Raw genomic sequence first — 18,352 nt, 5'->3', positions numbered from 1 at the left:
AAGCCTGGACTTACGCTGTACATAAACACGGATTCAACACTAGTAAGGCTGGTGCCGACACCTACTACGAACACGTTCGATATATTGTTAGCAAGGGCATGGCACCTAGAATGTAGTTTTCTTTGAAAAAGCCATTTTTTAGAATCAAGCAGTATTATGTATTGCCACACCCTACGTAACTTTACAATAATTATAAAACACCCGTTCTCTTTTACTCACCGTCCACATCCGAAGACTTTAAAAGCTGTACATATTTCGGGAGAAAATTATGAAAAAACATAGATTCATCTTTACAGTATTAGCAATTACATCATTTGCCTCAGTTATGGTATTTCCTCAGACAGCATCAGCCAAAGCCGTAAAAACTCCTTCATCTCTACGTGGGACTTGGTACCATTACGATTCTGATTCGGCAAGCTACGAAAAGATTCATGCTACCAAATATCATTTTAAGATATTTGGAGTTTACGGTACGAGCAATTATTCCGGAGTAAAGTTTCCTTCATACGCAAGTGGGCATGCAGATATGTTTGTCCATAAAACTGCTAAAGGATACTACCAAATCGGAAAGTACGGAACAGACGACGTTAGCATGTGGAAACGTGTTACGCACAAAGACCATACGACCTTAAAGCAGCCCTGGCATGAAATTCCAGATACTGGTACCTATGTGGATTATTGGTACAAAACAAAGGCTACTGCTAGACACCCTAATGTAAGCTACAAGGTAGCAAAAACAAACGGTTTCTATTTCGAAAAATATTCTCCTGCTTATTTACAGGCAGACTATGGTCCTCAAAAGCTGTATACCTCGGCTAAGAATGCCCAAAATAAAAGAGGAAGCCATATCACTGTAAAAAGCATTTACAAAAAGTACTCTGCTCGCTGGGATAATGGAAACAAGAGTGACGTACTTCGTGTCAGATTAAACTCCAAAACGTATTACATTGATGTTGATGGAGAGTTTCAACCTTACAATTCCTGGAAGGATGGAAAAACTATCAACTCCCCGTATAGTCCGCATTCGAATTCAAAAATTGTAATCCGTCATGGCGACAAATTTGGAAAAGCTAATTACTGGGACAAAGTCGTACATTATCGCAGTGGTACGCTTGCTACGAACAGCTGGAAACTTAAAAATGGAGGTTGGGTTACGTACAACTATTAGCTTCAGTCTGGTGACTCCTCCTCGGTTCGATTCCGGGGTGAAGCATAAAGATAAGGGAGGTGTAGTCCATGGAAAATCCAAAATATCAAAAGTTACATAACTATCCTAAAACGATAAATAGAAAGAAAATATTTTGCGCTGCTCAAGGAGAACAACGTTTTATCAATGGACACGCTACTTTTAACGCCGACGAAGAATTCAAGGTCATCCAGGTCCGAAAGGGACGCATTAGGAAGGAAGATCTAACCTACGTGTTAATGTACAAGAACATCATGTTACGCATAGATTTAATTGGCGCAACTCACCACGGCATACCCACTCCGCATGTTCATATCTTTGACGATGCTCACGATAATGGACGCGATGTAATTTTGCTCTCAGACGTAAATAATTATGATCCTACAACAGACGTCGTAGGTTCCTTGGCATCATTTTTAAGGTATAATAACTTTGACCTTACTGATGTATCCATCTCACCAGTAACTGCATGAGGTCTGATAAACTTTAATTGGAGGTGAAATTACATGAATACCAATAAAATGCTTGATGATTATACTAATTGGCTTCGCAGTCAATATATTGTCAAATCAATAGACGAATCAGACGAAATAACAACTCCTTTCGAGAATATGATAGGAGATAGCATGAGAATTTACGTTACCCCCCTATCTGGGAATCGTATTAGGCTCAGCGACGATGGCACTATTTTCGAAGACCTCTTTTTATTTGGTATTGATGTAACTTCAAATACTCGAAAACACATCATTAGTGATATAAGAAAGCATTATGGTATTGATCAGTTAGATGATATTCTCTCAATTACAGGTAAAACTAATAATTTTCCGGTAATGAAACAGAATCTCATTTCTGCAATGATTCAAATAAATGATCTTTCGAACACTAAAAAAACAAACGTTGAAAGTCTTTTTAATGAACAAATTTATTCATATTTTAAAGACAATAATTTTGGTGGCTTACCACAATATGGTATTGAAGGTAAAAGTGGTGCTCCTTATATCATTGATTATACAATTCCTGAGAAGGGCAGTCGGCCTCAACGTATGATTGATTTTCAACAAAAAATTTCGAAGAATGAAGTTATGATTAATGCTTACAAGTTTAATGATATTCTGACTAGCAGCACTCTCAATCTGAAAAACAAGCCAACATACTCTATTATTTTTAATAGCGATGCTGGTAATGCTTCAGAAGTTGCTCAAAAAATTGCTGATGACGCTAAAATATCTTTATTACCATGGACAAAAAAGAATAGCATCCTTCAGCTACGATAAACCTATCAGCCCTTTATTGGGCTTTTATTTAGATTACACAAAGAACGTATGTTCCCTTTTTCAAATAGCCATGTCTCCTTATCAATATATCAAAGAAAATTCAGCACAATATATCACTATGTTCTATACAGGAAGTCCCGTGAACACCTTAAAATCATCTCACTTTCACAATTTCAGCAAGCTCTCAATCTGACTCCTGTATTCTCCCCTTTCTACATGCCACTACTCATCTCGTTTAACACTGGTATGCGACGCGGAGAAGTTTGCGGCCTAGAGTGGGACACCGTCAATTTTGCCGAAGGAGCAATAATGGTCAAGCAACAAATGATTCATCATCCTCACCGTAAGTGGGAGCTAGCAACACCCAAAACAAAGAATAGCTATTATTCTATTGAGATTGGCGCCGAATTACTTCAGATACTACGCGACCAACGAAAACGACAATCAGAAAATCGGCTTAAGTACGGAAAGTACTATACTGAATCTAATTTTGTCTGCACTCATGAGAACGGAGCCAACTATAAGCAAATTCAGGTTCGTCTAGGTCATTCACGAATTGCAACTACTATGGACACGTATGCTCATGCAACGCGGGAGAAACAACGTGAAACGGCAAACTTTTTTGATTCCATCTTCTCAAAAGCAAAAGGTTAATTATATAGAAGACACATTCTTTCAATTTGTCTATTTCTTCCCACTAGACATATCTGTCGTGGGAAGAATGTGGGAAGAATCTAAAAAAGCGCCACATATTCAGCAAAATGTAACTACTGAACATGTGTCGCTAATGCTGCTATATCAATGTTTCTTACTTGGTTTCATCCTCGTCAGTTTTCAAAACGGCCATAAACGCTTCCTGAGGGATATCCACTTTCCCAACAGCCTTCATCCGCTTTTTCCCAACTTTTTGTTTCTCTAACAGCTTCATCCGTCGAGTCCGGTCACCACCATAAAGCTTGGCGGTCACGTCCTTCCGGTAGGCCTTGATCGTGGTTCTCGCAATGATCTTAGCCCCAATAGCTGCTTGCACAGGGATTTCAAAGTTTTGGCGTGGGATAATCCCCTTCAACCGAGACGCAATCTCACGACCCCGTTGGGCGGCGAAGGTGCGGTGCGCGATAAAGCTCAGGGCATCGACCTTGTCGCCATTCAGGAGAATATCGATTTTGACCAAGTCGGCCTCTTGGTACCCGGCCCGCTCGTAATCCAAGGAAGCGTAGCCTCGGGTGCTTGATTTCAGCTTGTCAAAGAAGTCAAAAATAATTTCTGACAGCGGCATGTTATAGATGATGTTGACCCGGTAATCGTCCAGGTACTCCATCGTCAAGAACTGGCCCCGTCGGTGTTGGCACAGGTCCATGACGGCCCCAACGTATTCGTTCGGCGCCATGATGGTGGCCTTCACGATAGGTTCTTCAATCCGCTTGATGGCGGAAGCTTCCGGCATTTCTGCAGGGTTTTCAACTTCCTTCATGCCACCGTCCGTCAAGTACGCGTGGTAGGTAACGGATGGTGCCGTCGTGATCAAGTCCAGGTTGAATTCCCGTTCCAGTCGTTCCTGGATGACGTCCATGTGGAGCATCCCCAAGAACCCACACCGGAACCCAAACCCTAACGCTTGCGACGCTTCGGGTTCAAATTCCAACGCGGCATCGTTCAGCTTCAATTTTTCCAAAGCCTCACGCAGGTCGTTCAACTTCGCGTTATCGGTCGGGTAAAGCCCGGCGTAAACCATCGGACTCATTTCCCGGTACCCAGGCAAGGCCTTGTCGGCAGGCTTAGCCGCATTGGTGACGGTATCACCCACTCGGGTATCCGTGATGTCCTTGATGCTGGCCGTGATGTAACCCACGTCACCGGCAATCAGGTAGTCGCGTGAAATCGGCTTAGGCGAGTTGACCCCGACTTCGGTCACTTCATACTCACTACCGCTGTTCATCAGACGAATCTTATCACCGGGTTGAACCGTGCCCTCAAATACCCGGACACTCAGCACAACACCCCGGTAATCATCGTAAACGGAGTCGAAGACCAAGGCCTTCAACGGCGCATCCAAGTCGCCACTAGGTGCGGGCACCTTAGCTACGATTTGTTCCAGCAATTCTGGAATTCCGATACCCTGCTTGGCACTGGCCAAGACGGCGTCGGACGCATCCAACCCGATCACATCTTCAATTTCTTTCTTAACCTTCTCGGGATCAGCGGCGGGCAGGTCAATCTTATTAACGACTGGCACGATTTCCAGGTTGTCATCCAAGGCTAAGTAAACGTTGGCCAACGTCTGGGCTTCAACCCCTTGCGCTGCATCCACGACCAGGACGGCCCCTTCACAGGCTGCCAGGCTCCGTGAGACCTCATAGGAGAAGTCGACGTGCCCAGGTGTATCAATCAGGTGAAATTCATAGTCGTGGCCGTCCTTGGCGTGATACGTCAATTCAACCGCGTTTAATTTAATCGTAATTCCGCGTTCACGCTCAAGGTCCATGTTATCCAACACTTGATCTTGCATGTCGCGCTTGGAAATGGTATCCGTTAACTCCAAGATTCGGTCCGCAATCGTGGACTTCCCGTGGTCAATATGGGCCACGATGGAAAAGTTACGGATATATTTTTGATGTTGCTTTAATTTCTCAAGATCCATGTTGATTTCCTACTTTCTTAAACGCCATTCTCAACAATTATAACATAGCCATCGCATTTTCCTACCTTTAACCCCTACCGAATCCGATAAGCAAGGGGAAGTTTACCAAAATAGATTTGATTCTGAAAATTCGTTTCATCTCTTCCAAAATCCAAAAAACGGGCACCCCACCAAAAGGGATACCCGCCAGTTAACATCTATTTATTTTCCGCCTCATACTGCTTCAAATCTCTTGGCGCCAAGTTCTGCCACTGCTTACTGTAGAACTTGTCGTTAATCGCATAGTGCGGTTGCGGTTGCTGCTTACTGAGGAACGGATTGACCCTTTGATCGACGGCCAACCAACCGCGCCAGCCCAAGTGAATCGTATCCGTCATGAAGTACGGCACGTTCCCCTTGTTGCTGAGATCAACAATGTTGTTGAACCCTTGTGATTGTAATTGGTAGTGAATCTTTTGGTCAAATTGCTTGAGCATCGTGGCCGATAAGCCCGTGTACTTCTGCCACCGCGCATTAATTGGTGGAATGATGAAGAGCACGTTGGTGTTCAACCGTGAGAATTGATCCAGACACAGCTGGAAGTCAGCGAATTCTGGCGACTTGGTGTACGACAGGTTCTTCTGGAAGTTCTTCAGATTGCCCGTCTTCAATTCCTTTTTCAGCCCTTGCTTATAGAACTTATCGCTGATATGGAATCGGTTATCACCCGTCGCAGCTTTCCCTAACTGACCACCCAGGCGATCCAGTGCCGAGTAGGAATAATGAGTGGGTAACTTCTTGGCTTGCTGGTTCACCCGATTGAGGTTTTGCGATGGCAGGTCAATGCCGGAGAAGAACTGGTCTTCTTGTGTCAGCATATTCTTGCGCGTTTGCAGGTAGAACCGCTGGAAATCAGTCAGTCGTTCACCCTTGGCCACGCGTTGCAGCGCAGCGTAGATGAAGTGGTCCGAGTTAGCTGCGGGCATTTGGAGCAACCGTTGGGCCGCGTACTTGTCAATTGCATCATGCCGGAAATGAGTCAACCATTCCGCCGTTTGTAATTGTGAGTAGTAGAACCCAAACGCGTCTTTCCGTGTCCCGTTCTTCACGAACCATTGTGGTGAAATCACGAAGACGGCTTTCTTGTTCCGCAATTCGCCCTGAATGTTTTGCATCACGAAGTACTGGGTCAGAGATTGTGACCCCCGCGCCCCTAGCAGAAATGGTCGGTAAGACCGCTTGTACTTCTGCGCCAACACGGACGGATGCATGGGGTCAAACCGTGACCACTCGGAGGAGCCAAAGAACGGCACGTAGCCATCCTTTAACGCCTGTTCCTTCATGTGCTTCCCCCGTAAAACGTTGGGTGACAAGGAAACTGCCGCCTGCCGTTCACGAGCCGCGCTAACGTGACTGAAGCCCCAGGTAACGGGCATCGCCAACACCGCAAAAACCAGAATCGCCGCGAGAATTAACGGACCAAAGATCCGTAGTAATCGCTTTGCCATTGGCTAAGCCAGACTTTCGACTTTCGCAATGATCTTGTTGGGCGTGTCCCACTCTGACCGCTCAAATTCAGAAACGGGCACGTTGATACCTAAGTCCCCTTGTAATTGCAATAACAGTTGAACAGACCCCATGGAGTCCAGCAGGCCACTGTCGAACAAGTTGTCGTCCATAGCGCCGCTAACATCGTTACCCGTTAAGTCGTTTAAAATCCCTAAAACAGTTTCTTTGATATCCATAATAATTTCCCCCTAAATAATAGTTATAACCCTACTTAATGAAACCATAATTTATCCAGCATCCCTGAGAAGATCAGGAAGCTGAAGCAGACCATATTTGCCGTTAAGAAGATGGCAAATACTTGGGTGAAGCCGTTGTGTGGCACACTGGCCCGGTGCTTCTTCTTGTACCGCAGCCAGGTGTCGTTGATGACCAACGCACACCCATGAAACAGCCCGTACGTGATGTAGTACCAGGTGACCCCGTGCCAGAACCCCATGACTAACATGTTGATAATGTACGTCACGTTAGCCGTGGTAGTCGGCTTCTTGAAGACCTTATGCTTCATGAACCAGAAAACCAGGCGCATGTAGATAAAGTCTCGGAACCAGAAGGACAACGTAATGTGCCACCGGTTCCAGAAGTCCTTGATGTTCGGTGAACGCCAGGGGTGATTGAAGTTCATTGGCGTCGCAATGCCCATGATATAGGACGTTCCGACGGCGAACAACGAGTACCCCGCGAAGTCAAAGAACAAGTCAGCACTGTAAGCATACATGTACCCCAGCACCGGCCAGGACAAGTCCAGGAAGCCGCCCCGAGAATGCATCGCCATCACTTGTAGCTTAGGCATCAGCATTGTCCCAAAGTAATACGCCAGGATGAACTTGTACAAGAAACCAACGAAGATGTAACGAATCCCCTTTTGAATCATCCCGAGATATTTCTCGCGATCGGGCACTGACCGGTAATCGGCTTCAAATCGCCGGTAACGGTCAATGGGCCCGGATGAAATCGTGGGGAAGAACAGCATGAACTGTAAGAACGTCATGACCTGATAGTCTTTTAACGTGCCATCCCGCGTTTCCATCATGGTTTGCACCGCCCGGAACGTCAGGTAGCTGACCCCCAGGAACCCAATCAGGGAAGCCTGACCGTTTTCCACGGCGGGTGTGACCTTCACGATGGTCAACGGAATAATGGCGAGAATCACCATCAGGTAAAATATCGGCCCCGAATTTTGGCGCTTGCGATAAACGGCATACCCCCAGGTCAACGCCACTTCGTACAAAATGTAGATGATCAAGGCCACCCCTTGCGTCCATTTGGGACCGCCAAAGGTTAAGACCAGAAAGAAGATTGAGATCAATGTTTCGTACAGGCGTGACCGTTTGCCGTACAGAAGACCAATCATCAGTGGCAGTAACGCCACACCCAACAAGGCAAAGTACGTTGGGTTGCCGTAAGGTTCAAATGACAACATTACTGATTGACCTCGGCGATAATCGATTTAATATCAACCTTGCCGTTGGGGGTCATCGGTAGGCTTTCCTTGTAGACGAAGCGCTGTGGAATCATGTATTCCATCATGTCGCCGCCCTGTAAATTCTGTTTGATAGCCTTGGTCAGGGCTAATTCACTTGCAATTTCTGGTTCGCTTGGGACGACCCAGGCAATCAACTGACTAACCTTGTGGTTGCGGTCGTACCGTGGTACGGCAACGCCCACTTGGATGTGGTCCTCTTGGGACAGGTAGTGGTTAACTTCCTCCAGTTCGATGCGGTAGCCGTGAAGCTTGATTTGAAAATCAGTCCGACCACGGTACATGATCAACCCGTTGTCCAATTGAACCCCTAAGTCACCAGAGCGATAAACTGTTTTCCCGTCTACTGTGACAAAGGCCTTTTCAGTCTTCTCTGGATTGTGCAGGTATCCTTTGGACATAGACGGTCCGCTGATCATCAGCTCGCCCTCAGTCCCCGCGGGAACCGGTTGGAGCTGGTCGTCAACGACGGTAATCTGCGTATCATCCTTGGCGTAGCCGATGGGCAACCGCGGGTAGTCCGCTAAGATCTGTTCCGTAATTTCCACTTGGGTCACCGCCACCGTGGTTTCCGTTGGGCCGTAAGTGTTGAAGATACGAGCCTTCGGAAAACGTTGGTGCAGGTTCGCCGCCGTGGCATGCGTTAATTCCTCGCCACAAAACAGGAACCGGGTGAGCTGTGGATAATGAGTGGCATCAAATGTGGGCTCCATTAAGCAAATGTCCACAAAGGATGGGGTTGAGACCCAGACGTTCAGGTTCATCGTCGGTAAGGTTTCAAACAAGGCACGGAAGTTATCCGTGACGGTCTTTGGTAACGCCACCAACGTGCCACCCGCTGCCAAGGTCGGTCCCCAATCCATGACGGACAGGTCGAACGAATATGGCGCTTGTGATAACGTGCGGGCATTGGCTGGTAACGTGAAGTCGTCACTCAGCATCCAGTTCACATAACTTAAAAGATTGGTGTGTGAAATCTGAACCCCTTTAGGCTTGCCAGTCGTCCCTGACGTGAAGATGATGTAGTAGGTGTCATCCCCGCTAACCCCATGGTCCACGTGATAGTCGACGGACTGGTTAAAAATCGTGGTTAAGTCATCGGCGGTAAGCACCGGTGTGTCACCCAATGTGGTTGGCAAGTCGCTGACAGCAATCGCCGCAGCTGGCTGCGCAATCTCATTGATCGTGGTAATTCGTTCCAGTGGTGAGTGCGTGTCGATTGGCACATAAGCGTGACCACTCTTGACGATTCCCAGGAACGTTGCCATCATGTCAAAGGTTTGGCCACCGTACACCATGATTGGTGCGTGTGCCGGTAGGTCCATCCCGTCTAGGTGAGCCGCAAGGGCGTCCGAACGTTGTTTTAATTCCCCGTAAGTGTTTGTGTGACCAAGATCATCGTAAGCTAACCGTTCCGGGTCTTGGAGCGCCCACTGATCCATGGCCGTAATCATGTTTCTAATCATACTCAATCCCCCCAAAGATTAATCATACTCCCGCGAGCTGGTTGTTCTCGCAACTAGAACTCGTTGTAAATGAACGTTGAATTATTCAAACCGCTATACCCGTATAAATAAACCAACGCCATCAAAATCACAAAGTAGAATAAGGTCCAGCCGATAAAAGCGACCACCGGCTGATGCCATAAAGCCAGCCACTTTGCTCTCATGAAATTCACCCCCAAAGTTTGTCGACCGATTCGCCCCCAAAGTCGACGTCCGTACACCACTTAACCAGATCGGTAACTCCCCGACGAATCGACGCTGGCTAAGCCTGGAGCTGATGTGGTCCCTACCACGCTCCTTATGTTCTGAGAATATCATTGCCCTACCCGGATTGCAAACAACCTCACTCAACCTTAAACCTTTCTTTTCATTTCAGGGGGGTCACGGTTATTTTGCCCATCAAAAAAGGCCACTGACAATCGTCAGCAGCCTTGATATATCAACTATTCACGCATTCTTAACACACGTTTAGTTTTCGTTGAACTTGTCGCGCATTTTGTTAAATAAGTTTCCTTTGCCAGTACCTGTAACACTTTCACCACTGGCCTTAGCAAAGTCACGTAAGGCATCGCGTTGCCCCTTGTTCAGGTTCTTAGGCGTGACCACTTTCACAGTCACGTGTTCGTCACCGTTCCCATTGCCCCGCAGTCTCGGCGCACCCTTACCCTTTAAACGGAAGGTCGTGCCGCCTTGCGTGCCAGCTGGCACCTTCAGCTTCACGTCGCCGTGCACTGTCTTGACCGTGACGTCATCCCCCAGGGTTGCCTGGACAAATGAGACGTCTTGGTTAAAGTAGATTTCCGTGCCATCACGCCGGAAGTCCTTGCTGGGTTCCACTTGGAAGATGATAAACAGGTCACCATAGCCACCACCGTTTTGACCGGCTTCGCCTTGGCCCTGCAACCGCATTTGTTGACCGTCGTCGACCCCAGCTGGGATGGTGACTTCAACTTCGTGTTGGTCTTCCGTATGACCGGTACCCCCACAGGTTGGGCACTTTTCTTTGATTTCTTGGCCCGTACCGTGGCAGACAGGACAAGGCTGTTGACTCCGCATCCGGCCTAATGGCGTGTTGGTTTCAGTCGTCACATAACCGGAACCGCCACACTGGTGACAAATCACGGGTGAAGTCCCTGGCTTAGCGCCATTCCCACCACAAGTGTGGCATTGGGCTTCACGGGTATACTTGATCTTGGTCTTCTTCCCAAAAATGGCTTCTTCAAACTTCAAGTCCATTTGGTATTGCAGGTCTCGACCTGGCCGTGGGGCATTCGGATTACGTTGGCCGCCACCGCCACCAAAGAATTGGTTAAAGATGTCGTCGAAACCACCGCCGCCACCAAAGCCGCCGAAGCCACCCTGTTGACCGCCGCCAAAGCCACCGAAACCGCCTTGTGCGCCATCAGCGGAACCATATTGATCATAGTTTGACCGCTTCTGTTCGTCACCTAAAACGTCATAGGCATCCTGTACGGCCTTGAATTTCTCCGCCGCGTCGGGGGCCTTGTTCAAGTCCGGGTGATACTTCTTTGACAATTTGCGATAGGCCTTTTTAATTTCTGCTTGGCTGGCATCCTTTGCGACGCCCAGAACGCCATATAAGTCCGTTTCCGCCATCTTTTTCCTCCCAATCAATTCCGATATTTCCGTTACTAGCGTTGTTCGCTAGCTAGACTCGGTACAACCGATTCAGCTGTTAAAACATCCTCTAGTAAGAATAGCATACTCGAAACAAAAAGCCAAAGCCCCACGGACTCTGACTTTCTGCTTACACACTGACAGTAAGATTACTTCTTATCGTCGTCGTTAACTTCGTGGAAGTCACCGTCAACGGTATTGTCGTCCTTACCATCGCTCTTAGCATCACCACTAGCTTGGCCAGCAGCGGCGCCGTCAGCACCTTGTGCTTGTTGAGCCTGTTGGGCTTGTTGGTATAACTTGACGGAGAGGTCCTGGATGATCTTGTTCAAGTCATCCTTCTTGCTCTTCATATCGTCCAAGTTGTTCGCTTCTTGGGCCTTCTTCAGAGCATCGCGGGCATCTTCAGCCTTCTTGATTTCATCGTCAGAGACCTTACCCTTAACGTCCTTCAATGTCTTGTCGGTCTGGAAGAGTAATTGGTCGACTTCGTTCTTAGTGTCGACTTCTTCCTTACGTTGCTTGTCGGCAGCTTCGTTTTCCTTAGCTTCCTTCATCATCTTTTCAACTTCGTCGTCAGACAGACCGTCGGAGCTCTTGATGGTAATCTTTTGTTCCTTGTTCGTTCCCATATCCTTGGCAGAAACGTTTACGATCCCGTTCTTGTCGATATCGAAAGTCACTTGGATTTGAGGAACACCACGAGGGGCAGCTGGAATGTCAGCGAGTTGGAAGTTACCCAACGTCTTGTTGTCAGCAGCCATTGGCCGTTCACCTTGTAAGACGTGGATATCAACGGCTGGTTGGTTGTCAGCAGCAGTTGAGAAGACTTGTGACTTGCTGGTAGGAATGGTCGTGTTCCGGTCGATCAACTTGGTGAAGACCCCACCCATGGTTTCGATACCCAAGGATAATGGCGTAACATCAAGTAAAACAACGTCCTTCACATCACCGGTGATCACCCCACCTTGAACGGCGGCACCTAAAGCAACGGCTTCATCAGGGTTGATGGAGTGGTTAGGTTCCTTGCCCGTCCACTTTTGTACGGCTTCTTGCACGGCTGGAATCCGCGTAGAACCACCGTTTAAGATGACAACGTCGACGTCGCTAGCTTGTAAGTCAGCGTCCTTCAACGCATTTTCAACTGGGATCCGGGTCTTTTCAACCAGGTCAGCAGTCAATTCGTTGAACTTAGCGCGGCTCAAGCTCTTTTCCAAGTGCAATGGGCCGTTGTCGCCAGCGGAGATAAATGGCAAGCTGATTGAGGCTTCAGTCACACCAGAAAGGTCTTTCTTGGCCTTTTCAGCAGCGTCCTTCAACCGTTGAACAGCCATCTTATCCTTGGATAAGTCGACACCGTTTTCGTCCTTGAAGCCGGCAATCAACCAGTCCATGATCTTTTGGTCAAAGTCGTCCCCACCTAAATGGGTATCCCCGTTCGTAGAGAGCACGTCGAAGACCCCGTCACCTAAGTCCAGGATGGAAACATCAAAGGTCCCACCACCAAGGTCGTAGACCATAACCTTTTCATCTTTGTCTTGCTTGTCCAAACCATAAGCCAAAGCAGCGGCCGTTGGTTCGTTGATGATCCGTTCAACGTTCAAGCCAGCAATCTTACCGGCATCCTTCGTCGCTTGCCGTTGGGCATCGTTGAAGTAAGCTGGGACCGTGATAACGGCCTTATCAACCGTGTCGCCAATGTAATCTTCGGCGAATGATTTCAGGTGTTGCAAAATCATTGCGGAAACTTGTTCTGGCGTGTAATCCTTGCCATCAATCGTTTCCTTGAAGCCTGCTTCACCCATGTGACTCTTGATAGATGAAATGGTGTTGGGGTTGGTGATTGCTTGGCGCTTGGCCACTTCACCAACTTGCGTTTCGCCGTCTTTAAAAGCGACAACGGATGGTGTCGTCCGGGCACCTTCCTTGTTCGCGATGATCTTAGGCGTGCTACCTTCGAGAACGGCGACAGCAGAGTTCGTCGTCCCTAAGTCAATTCCGATAATCTTGTTACTTGCCATCAAAAATTCCCTCTTTTTTAGTTTTTATTTATAAATTTATTGTGCCACGACAACCATTGCTGGCCGGAGAACCCGGTCCTTCAATTGGTAGCCTTTTTGCAGCACGTTAACCACTGTTTCAGCCGTTTGCCCATCACTAACGGGGACGGACTGAACAGCCTGATGCAATGTTGGATCAAATGGCTTGCCCAGTGCTTCGATCTCGGTCACGTGGTTGCGCTTCAACGCGTCTTCCATGTGGTCGTAGGTCATCTGAACACCCTTCTTGATCTGCTTGCTGGCATCATCGGTCGCTTCAACCGCTAAAGCTCGCTCCAAATTATCAATTACGGGGAGCACGTCCTTCGCGAGTTGCTGACCATCATACTTGATGAGCGACGCCTGTTCCTTTTGGTAACGGGCTTGCATGTTCTGCACTTCCGCCTCGGCCCGAAGATACTTGTCTTCGAAGTCATCCGCCTTCTTTTGCACGGCGGCTAACTGTTCAGCCGTAACGGTTGGCTTAGCGGCGGCTTTTGGTTCCGCTGCTGCGCCTTGCTCAGTCTTGTCTGGGTCTTGCTTAGTAGTGGCGGCCTTTGCCGCAGTTTCATCATCGGTGGATGGTTGTTGCTTGTCAGCCACGATAAAAAACCTCCCTTTCTTTACTCGTCATAAAACCGATAATAATCTAATAGTTTTTTCGCGAGCTCTTCACGAAACGCACCGACAATTCCCAACATCCGTGAATATGGCATCCGGGTCGGTCCCAGAATGGCGATCATACCCTTGCCGTGCTGATTGACGTCGTAGGTGGCGGTGATCAAACTGAAGTTACGGAGCGCATCGTTGGTCATTTCATTTCCGATTTGCACGGAAATCTTATCACTCGGTTGCCCCAAAACGTTGGCAATGTCATCGGTCTTATCGATCAATGAGTACAACGACTTCAGTGAATCCACGTCACTGTCCTGTGAGAAGTTCAACAGGTTGAGCCGACCACCCACGTAGAACCGCTCTTGTGCGGCCCGGGTGAGCACGTCGCCAAAGATATCTAGGAAGCCCTCGGGACTTTGTAAATAGTTGGCGATTTTCATCGGAATATCTGCTTGTAACTTCTGTAAGACCTCTGGCAACGTCAAACCAACCAGCTGATCGTTAATCAACCGGACGACCGCCTCGAGCTGATCCCCGGTTACCGTCTCGTTCACGTCGAAGGTCTGGTTCTCCACGTCACCACTATCGGTAACCAGGATGGCCATCACTTGCCGCTTGCCGAGTGGCACTAACCGGAACCCGCTGAGACGACTGTTCTTCAATTCTGGCTTCAACGTAAAGGCCGTGTAGCTAGTCAGGTTGGACAAAATCGTTGCCGATTGCGAAATAATTTCGTCAATCTTGTGGAAATCGCCGCCTAATGAAGACTGAATCACATCCATATCGTTGGGCCGTAACGGATCTGGTTTAACCAGGTGGTCGACGTAGTACCGGTAGCCTTCGCCTGAAGGAATTCGACCGGAAGACGAGTGGGTTTTCTCAATGAGTCCCTGCTCCTCCAACGCCGCCAGCTCGTTACGAATTGTCGCTGAGCTTACGTGGATGGGTAACTGCTTGGCTAATGTCTTGGACCCCACTGGCACACCAGTGTTAGTAAAATCGCGGACAACGGCTCGCAGAATCATCATTTGTCTTTCTGAAAGCATCACAATCACCCCTTTTTTAGCACTCAAACATCACAAGTGCTAAGACACATATATAATGTAGCAAAACCCGGTTTTGAAGTCAAGAAATCTGGTAGAATTTTTAGCAATCGTTGCTATTAAGTGCTAATTTTTAGCATTTACTGAGAAAAATACCCATTTTCAGTGATTTTGAGCGTTGGCCGGCCCTGAACCAGTCAGGGTCGTCACCACGATGATCACCACGCCAGATGGTAACACGTCCCTGACATCCACCCAATTAATTTGTCAAAATAGCCGAACACAAAAGAAAAATGCCACGCCACAACCCATTTTTGGGAAGTGCGTGACACAATTTTTTAAAATATGGTTAAGTGGGCTTTGAGTTAGACTAACCAACATTATTTCAACCGGTGACACACCACATTCAGAAACGAATGTGTCACGGTCCAAACCAGTGTCAGCCGCAGGGCTGGTGAAAATAGGCTAAGCCGTGGGAGTTGCCTTAGCGGGTTTCCCGCTTAGGCAACTGCTATCTTTGAGACTCGGTCCATGAGGCTCAAAGTAAGTTTGGAGACCGCCCTTCGGCTCCAAACGTGCGCCCACAGCGTCACGGCCTATTTGCACCAGCCGGAGGCGAAACCAACGACTAGTTTAACCCGTTACGATTCGTGCGCTGCTAGTTGCTGGAAGTAGGCGCGCGTATCGTCCTCGTCCTGCTTCAACTGGGCCACTAAACCGTCCGCATCGGCAAACTTGACCTCGCCGCGGAGCCGGTGGTGCCATTCGACCTCAACGGGTTCGCCGTACAGGTCGCCCTGGAAGTCCAACAGGTTCATTTCGACCGTGATGGGGCGGTTATCCCCAAAGGTCACGTTGCGGCCCACAGAGACCATCCCAGGGTACCAGATGGCGCCGACCTTGAGCCGAGCCGTATAGATACCGATACCGGGAATCCATTCGTCTTGTGGTGCCAAAACGTTGGCCGTTGGGTACCCAATCGTCCGGCCCCGGGCCTCGCCGTGAACGACCAGCCCAGTCGAACGGTAGGTATAGCCCAGTAATTGGTTAACCAAGTCAATATCCCCCGCCTTCATGGCTTCGCGAATATGGCTGGAGCTCACCTTTTGCGTGCCGTTAGCTTCTTCTGGCACGGTAATCACCTCAAAGCGGCCCTGGGCGTAACCTGGCAACAGGTCCATGTTGGCCACGTCTTTCTTGCCATAGGTGTGGTCAAAGCCCGCCACCGCGGCTACCGTGTGAAAGCCGACCAGGTAGTTATCAACGAACTCCTGGGGACTTTGTGACGCAAAATCACCGGTATAGTTCACCAAAAAGACCCGGTCAACGCCCAAACGGTCCAGCTGTTGCAGCTTCCGTTTGATGGGACTCAAATACTTTTGATCATCCGCTTGTAATGGCCGGTAAACCAAGGCTGGATGGTGGTCGTAGGTCAGGACCGCTAATTTAACGCCCTTGGCTTGGGCTACCGCCTTCGCCCGGTTGATGACCGCCTGGTGCCCCCGGTGAACGCCATCGAAAAAGCCCATGGCCAAAACGACCGGCTCATCGGGAATCTGACGTGCATCTAAGGGGTGATGTATGTGAATAACTTCCATTGGAAATTCCTCTTCTCAAAACTTAGTTCACCGCAAACATTTTTAGCGGTTTATATTGTTGTTTTTCTTCAGACCATTGGTACAGACATTTGATCGCACCTTGATACGTCAGGGCAATCTCCGGTGCCGTAGCGCCGTTTACCTCTTCCGTTGTCAGGAAGACGCCGTTCTTAACCAAAGCCCAGACACGGTCGCTCAGGGCCACGTGCGGGTATTCAGCTAAGGCGTAGTCGATTGGCCGTAAAATGGGACTCAGATCTTCATTGGCCATGGCTTCGGCCACCTGGTCCAACGTCACCGTCTGGTCCAGGGTGAAGCCCCCACTCTTGTGCCGGGTCAACGAGGCCATGACCGCGGGCACGCCGAGTTGGCGACCCAGGTCAACGGCCAGCGTCCGGACGTAGGTTCCCTTGGAACAGGCCACTTCAAAGGCCACGGTCTGCGTTCCAGCATCGGCGTCAAAGGTGCTAGCATCGGTCAACGTAAAATGATCGACGGTAATCGTCCGCGTGGGCCGTTCAACCGTTTCACCAGCGCGCGCGTACTCGTACAGCTTGCGCCCGTTGACCTTGACTGCGGAAAACATCGGTGGCGTCTGTTGAATGGTCCCGGTCAGTTTTGCCGTCGCTGCCGTTAATTGTTCAAACGTGAACGGCGTGGTCAACGGTTGCTTCTCCACGACCTCGCCATCTAAATCTTCGGTCGTGGTCGCGAAGCCTAACGTGACGGTTCCACGGTACATTTTACCGGAGGCCATCAAGTACGGAACGACCTTCGTCGCTGAGCCAATACAAATTGGCAAAACACCATCGACGCTGGGGTCCAGGGTGCCACTGTGCCCAACCTTTTTGGTGTGTAAAATATGCCGCAGCTTGGCAACACAGTCGAAGCTGGTCATGCCGCGTTCTTTATATAGGGGGATAATCCCATCCATGCTGGTTCCTCCGTTTCATTTCTACGTGTTAGGACATGAGTGTTTCGAACCCATCCGTTTCCGCCGGTGGATTCAACCTGTCCTGCTATGGGGCCGGTTCCAGACCAAGGAACGGTCTTCCACCTCGACTTTGAGCCAAAGAACGGTCTCAAAGGTCGTCCCGTGGCCTAAACTGAGAAAAACACTCAGTTAAGGCCACCGACACAGCTGGTCAGGTTGATCCACCTCTGGTCACTAAAATTTGCTAGCCTGGCTAGTCTTCACTAATTCTGGCTAATTGGTACCGCACTCAGGCAATAACACGTCTCATTTGGATATCAAATTGGTTTAACTCATCCTAAGACGCATAGCTCATATAGTTTACCACAGACAAAAGGTTGCTGGCTAATGGAAACCCTAGAATCACGTTGCCCCACCGTCAATTTGCAATCACTGCACAGAAAAAGGACCCCGGTCATTAACGACCGACGCCCTTCTTTCACCTGCGATTACTCGCGGCGATGTAAATCATTTAACAGTTCATCGATGTGACTCCCGTAACGCACGGAAGAGTCCTGTTCGAAGTTCAGCTCTGGCGTCTTGTAGATGCTTAAGCGTGAACCCAATTCGGACCGGATCAACCCAGTGGCCTTGTTCAGACCTTGCTGCGTCTTTTCCGCTGAAGAAGCCTTGTCGGATAAAATGCTGTAGTAAATCGTTGCCTGCTGCAAGTCACCTGTGACTTCCACGCCGGTAACGGTGACGCCCTCGACCCGCGGATCGCGGACACGTTTTAGGAGAATATCCGTAACTTCCCGCTGGATTTCTTGTTCCAACCGGCCAACTCGATATTGTGCCATGACGTTTGCCTC

At 48.8% G+C, this 18,352-nt stretch carries 17 protein-coding genes; 4 read left to right on the top strand and 13 right to left on the bottom strand.

Annotation, left to right across the window (positions count from 1 at the left end):
* Positions 1 to 268 precede the first annotated feature (268 nt).
* From JUF13_RS01125 to JUF13_RS14585, 4 genes are all read left to right on the top strand, one after another.
* Positions 269 to 1,168 (top strand): hypothetical protein, encoded by a 900-nt coding sequence (locus JUF13_RS01125; RefSeq protein ID WP_203637362.1) that lies wholly within the window; start codon positions 269 to 271, stop codon positions 1,166 to 1,168.
* A 68-nt stretch (positions 1,169 to 1,236) separates the two neighbouring features.
* Complete coding sequence (locus JUF13_RS01120) at positions 1,237 to 1,659, top strand: DUF6978 family protein (RefSeq protein ID WP_203637361.1); 423 nt, start codon at positions 1,237 to 1,239, stop codon at positions 1,657 to 1,659.
* Positions 1,660 to 1,692: 33 nt separating this feature from the next.
* Positions 1,693 to 2,460: a DUF1828 domain-containing protein gene (locus JUF13_RS01115; RefSeq protein ID WP_203637360.1), complete on the top strand. Its 768-nt coding sequence runs from the start codon at positions 1,693 to 1,695 to the stop codon at positions 2,458 to 2,460.
* A gap of 309 nt (positions 2,461 to 2,769) precedes the next feature.
* On the top strand, positions 2,770 to 3,114 hold the full coding sequence (locus JUF13_RS14585) for a site-specific integrase (protein ID WP_373301390.1): 345 nt from the start codon (positions 2,770 to 2,772) through the stop codon (positions 3,112 to 3,114).
* Positions 3,115 to 3,268: 154 nt separating this feature from the next.
* Here JUF13_RS14585 and lepA read toward each other — a convergent pair whose 3' ends face one another.
* The 13 genes from lepA to rbfA all read right to left on the bottom strand — a co-directional run bounded on the left by lepA (position 3,269) and on the right by rbfA (position 18,340).
* Complete coding sequence (gene lepA, locus JUF13_RS01105) at positions 3,269 to 5,101, bottom strand: translation elongation factor 4 (protein ID WP_125762837.1); 1,833 nt, start codon at positions 5,099 to 5,101, stop codon at positions 3,269 to 3,271.
* Positions 5,102 to 5,298: 197 nt separating this feature from the next.
* On the bottom strand, positions 5,299 to 6,588 hold the full coding sequence (dltD, locus tag JUF13_RS01100; RefSeq protein ID WP_203637358.1) for a D-alanyl-lipoteichoic acid biosynthesis protein DltD: 1,290 nt from the start codon (positions 6,586 to 6,588) through the stop codon (positions 5,299 to 5,301).
* A gap of 3 nt (positions 6,589 to 6,591) precedes the next feature.
* The gene (gene dltC, locus JUF13_RS01095; RefSeq protein ID WP_203637357.1) at positions 6,592 to 6,825 is read right to left on the bottom strand and encodes a D-alanine--poly(phosphoribitol) ligase subunit DltC; all 234 of its coding nucleotides are present in this window, start codon (positions 6,823 to 6,825) and stop codon (positions 6,592 to 6,594) included.
* A gap of 35 nt (positions 6,826 to 6,860) precedes the next feature.
* Positions 6,861 to 8,069 carry a D-alanyl-lipoteichoic acid biosynthesis protein DltB gene (gene dltB, locus JUF13_RS01090; protein ID WP_203637356.1) on the bottom strand — a complete coding sequence of 403 codons (1,209 nt, stop codon included), beginning with the start codon at positions 8,067 to 8,069 and terminating at the stop codon, positions 6,861 to 6,863.
* The gene (dltA, locus tag JUF13_RS01085) at positions 8,069 to 9,595 is read right to left on the bottom strand and encodes a D-alanine--poly(phosphoribitol) ligase subunit DltA (RefSeq protein ID WP_203637355.1); all 1,527 of its coding nucleotides are present in this window, start codon (positions 9,593 to 9,595) and stop codon (positions 8,069 to 8,071) included. The genes dltB and dltA overlap by 1 nt, the downstream gene beginning before the upstream one ends.
* Positions 9,596 to 9,648: 53 nt before the next feature.
* On the bottom strand, positions 9,649 to 9,798 hold the full coding sequence (locus tag JUF13_RS01080) for a teichoic acid D-Ala incorporation-associated protein DltX (RefSeq protein ID WP_125762847.1): 150 nt from the start codon (positions 9,796 to 9,798) through the stop codon (positions 9,649 to 9,651).
* 304 nt (positions 9,799 to 10,102) lie between these two features.
* Positions 10,103 to 11,251, bottom strand: coding sequence for a molecular chaperone DnaJ (gene dnaJ / locus JUF13_RS01075; RefSeq protein WP_203637354.1), 1,149 nt, complete (start codon positions 11,249 to 11,251; stop codon positions 10,103 to 10,105).
* 170 nt (positions 11,252 to 11,421) lie between these two features.
* The gene (dnaK, locus tag JUF13_RS01070) at positions 11,422 to 13,293 is read right to left on the bottom strand and encodes a molecular chaperone DnaK (RefSeq protein WP_203637353.1); all 1,872 of its coding nucleotides are present in this window, start codon (positions 13,291 to 13,293) and stop codon (positions 11,422 to 11,424) included.
* A 36-nt stretch (positions 13,294 to 13,329) separates the two neighbouring features.
* Entirely contained in the window at positions 13,330 to 13,914 is a 585-nt protein-coding gene (grpE, locus tag JUF13_RS01065) for a nucleotide exchange factor GrpE (RefSeq protein WP_203637352.1), read from the bottom strand.
* A 20-nt stretch (positions 13,915 to 13,934) separates the two neighbouring features.
* Positions 13,935 to 14,972, bottom strand: a complete 1,038-nt coding sequence (gene hrcA, locus JUF13_RS01060) for a heat-inducible transcriptional repressor HrcA (RefSeq protein WP_203637351.1) — start codon at positions 14,970 to 14,972, stop codon at positions 13,935 to 13,937.
* Between the two features lie 638 nt (positions 14,973 to 15,610).
* Positions 15,611 to 16,567, bottom strand: coding sequence for a riboflavin biosynthesis protein RibF (gene ribF / locus JUF13_RS01055; RefSeq protein WP_203637350.1), 957 nt, complete (start codon positions 16,565 to 16,567; stop codon positions 15,611 to 15,613).
* A 22-nt stretch (positions 16,568 to 16,589) separates the two neighbouring features.
* Positions 16,590 to 17,501 carry a tRNA pseudouridine(55) synthase TruB gene (truB, locus tag JUF13_RS01050; protein ID WP_203637349.1) on the bottom strand — a complete coding sequence of 304 codons (912 nt, stop codon included), beginning with the start codon at positions 17,499 to 17,501 and terminating at the stop codon, positions 16,590 to 16,592.
* 488 nt (positions 17,502 to 17,989) lie between these two features.
* Complete coding sequence (rbfA, locus tag JUF13_RS01045) at positions 17,990 to 18,340, bottom strand: 30S ribosome-binding factor RbfA (protein ID WP_020088579.1); 351 nt, start codon at positions 18,338 to 18,340, stop codon at positions 17,990 to 17,992.
* Positions 18,341 to 18,352 lie beyond the last annotated feature (12 nt).

The sequence above is a fragment of the Levilactobacillus wangkuiensis genome (assembly GCF_016861605.1).
GTDB lineage: Bacteria > Bacillota > Bacilli > Lactobacillales > Lactobacillaceae > Levilactobacillus > Levilactobacillus wangkuiensis.
This window is presented reverse-complemented; position numbering and strand designations above follow the sequence as displayed.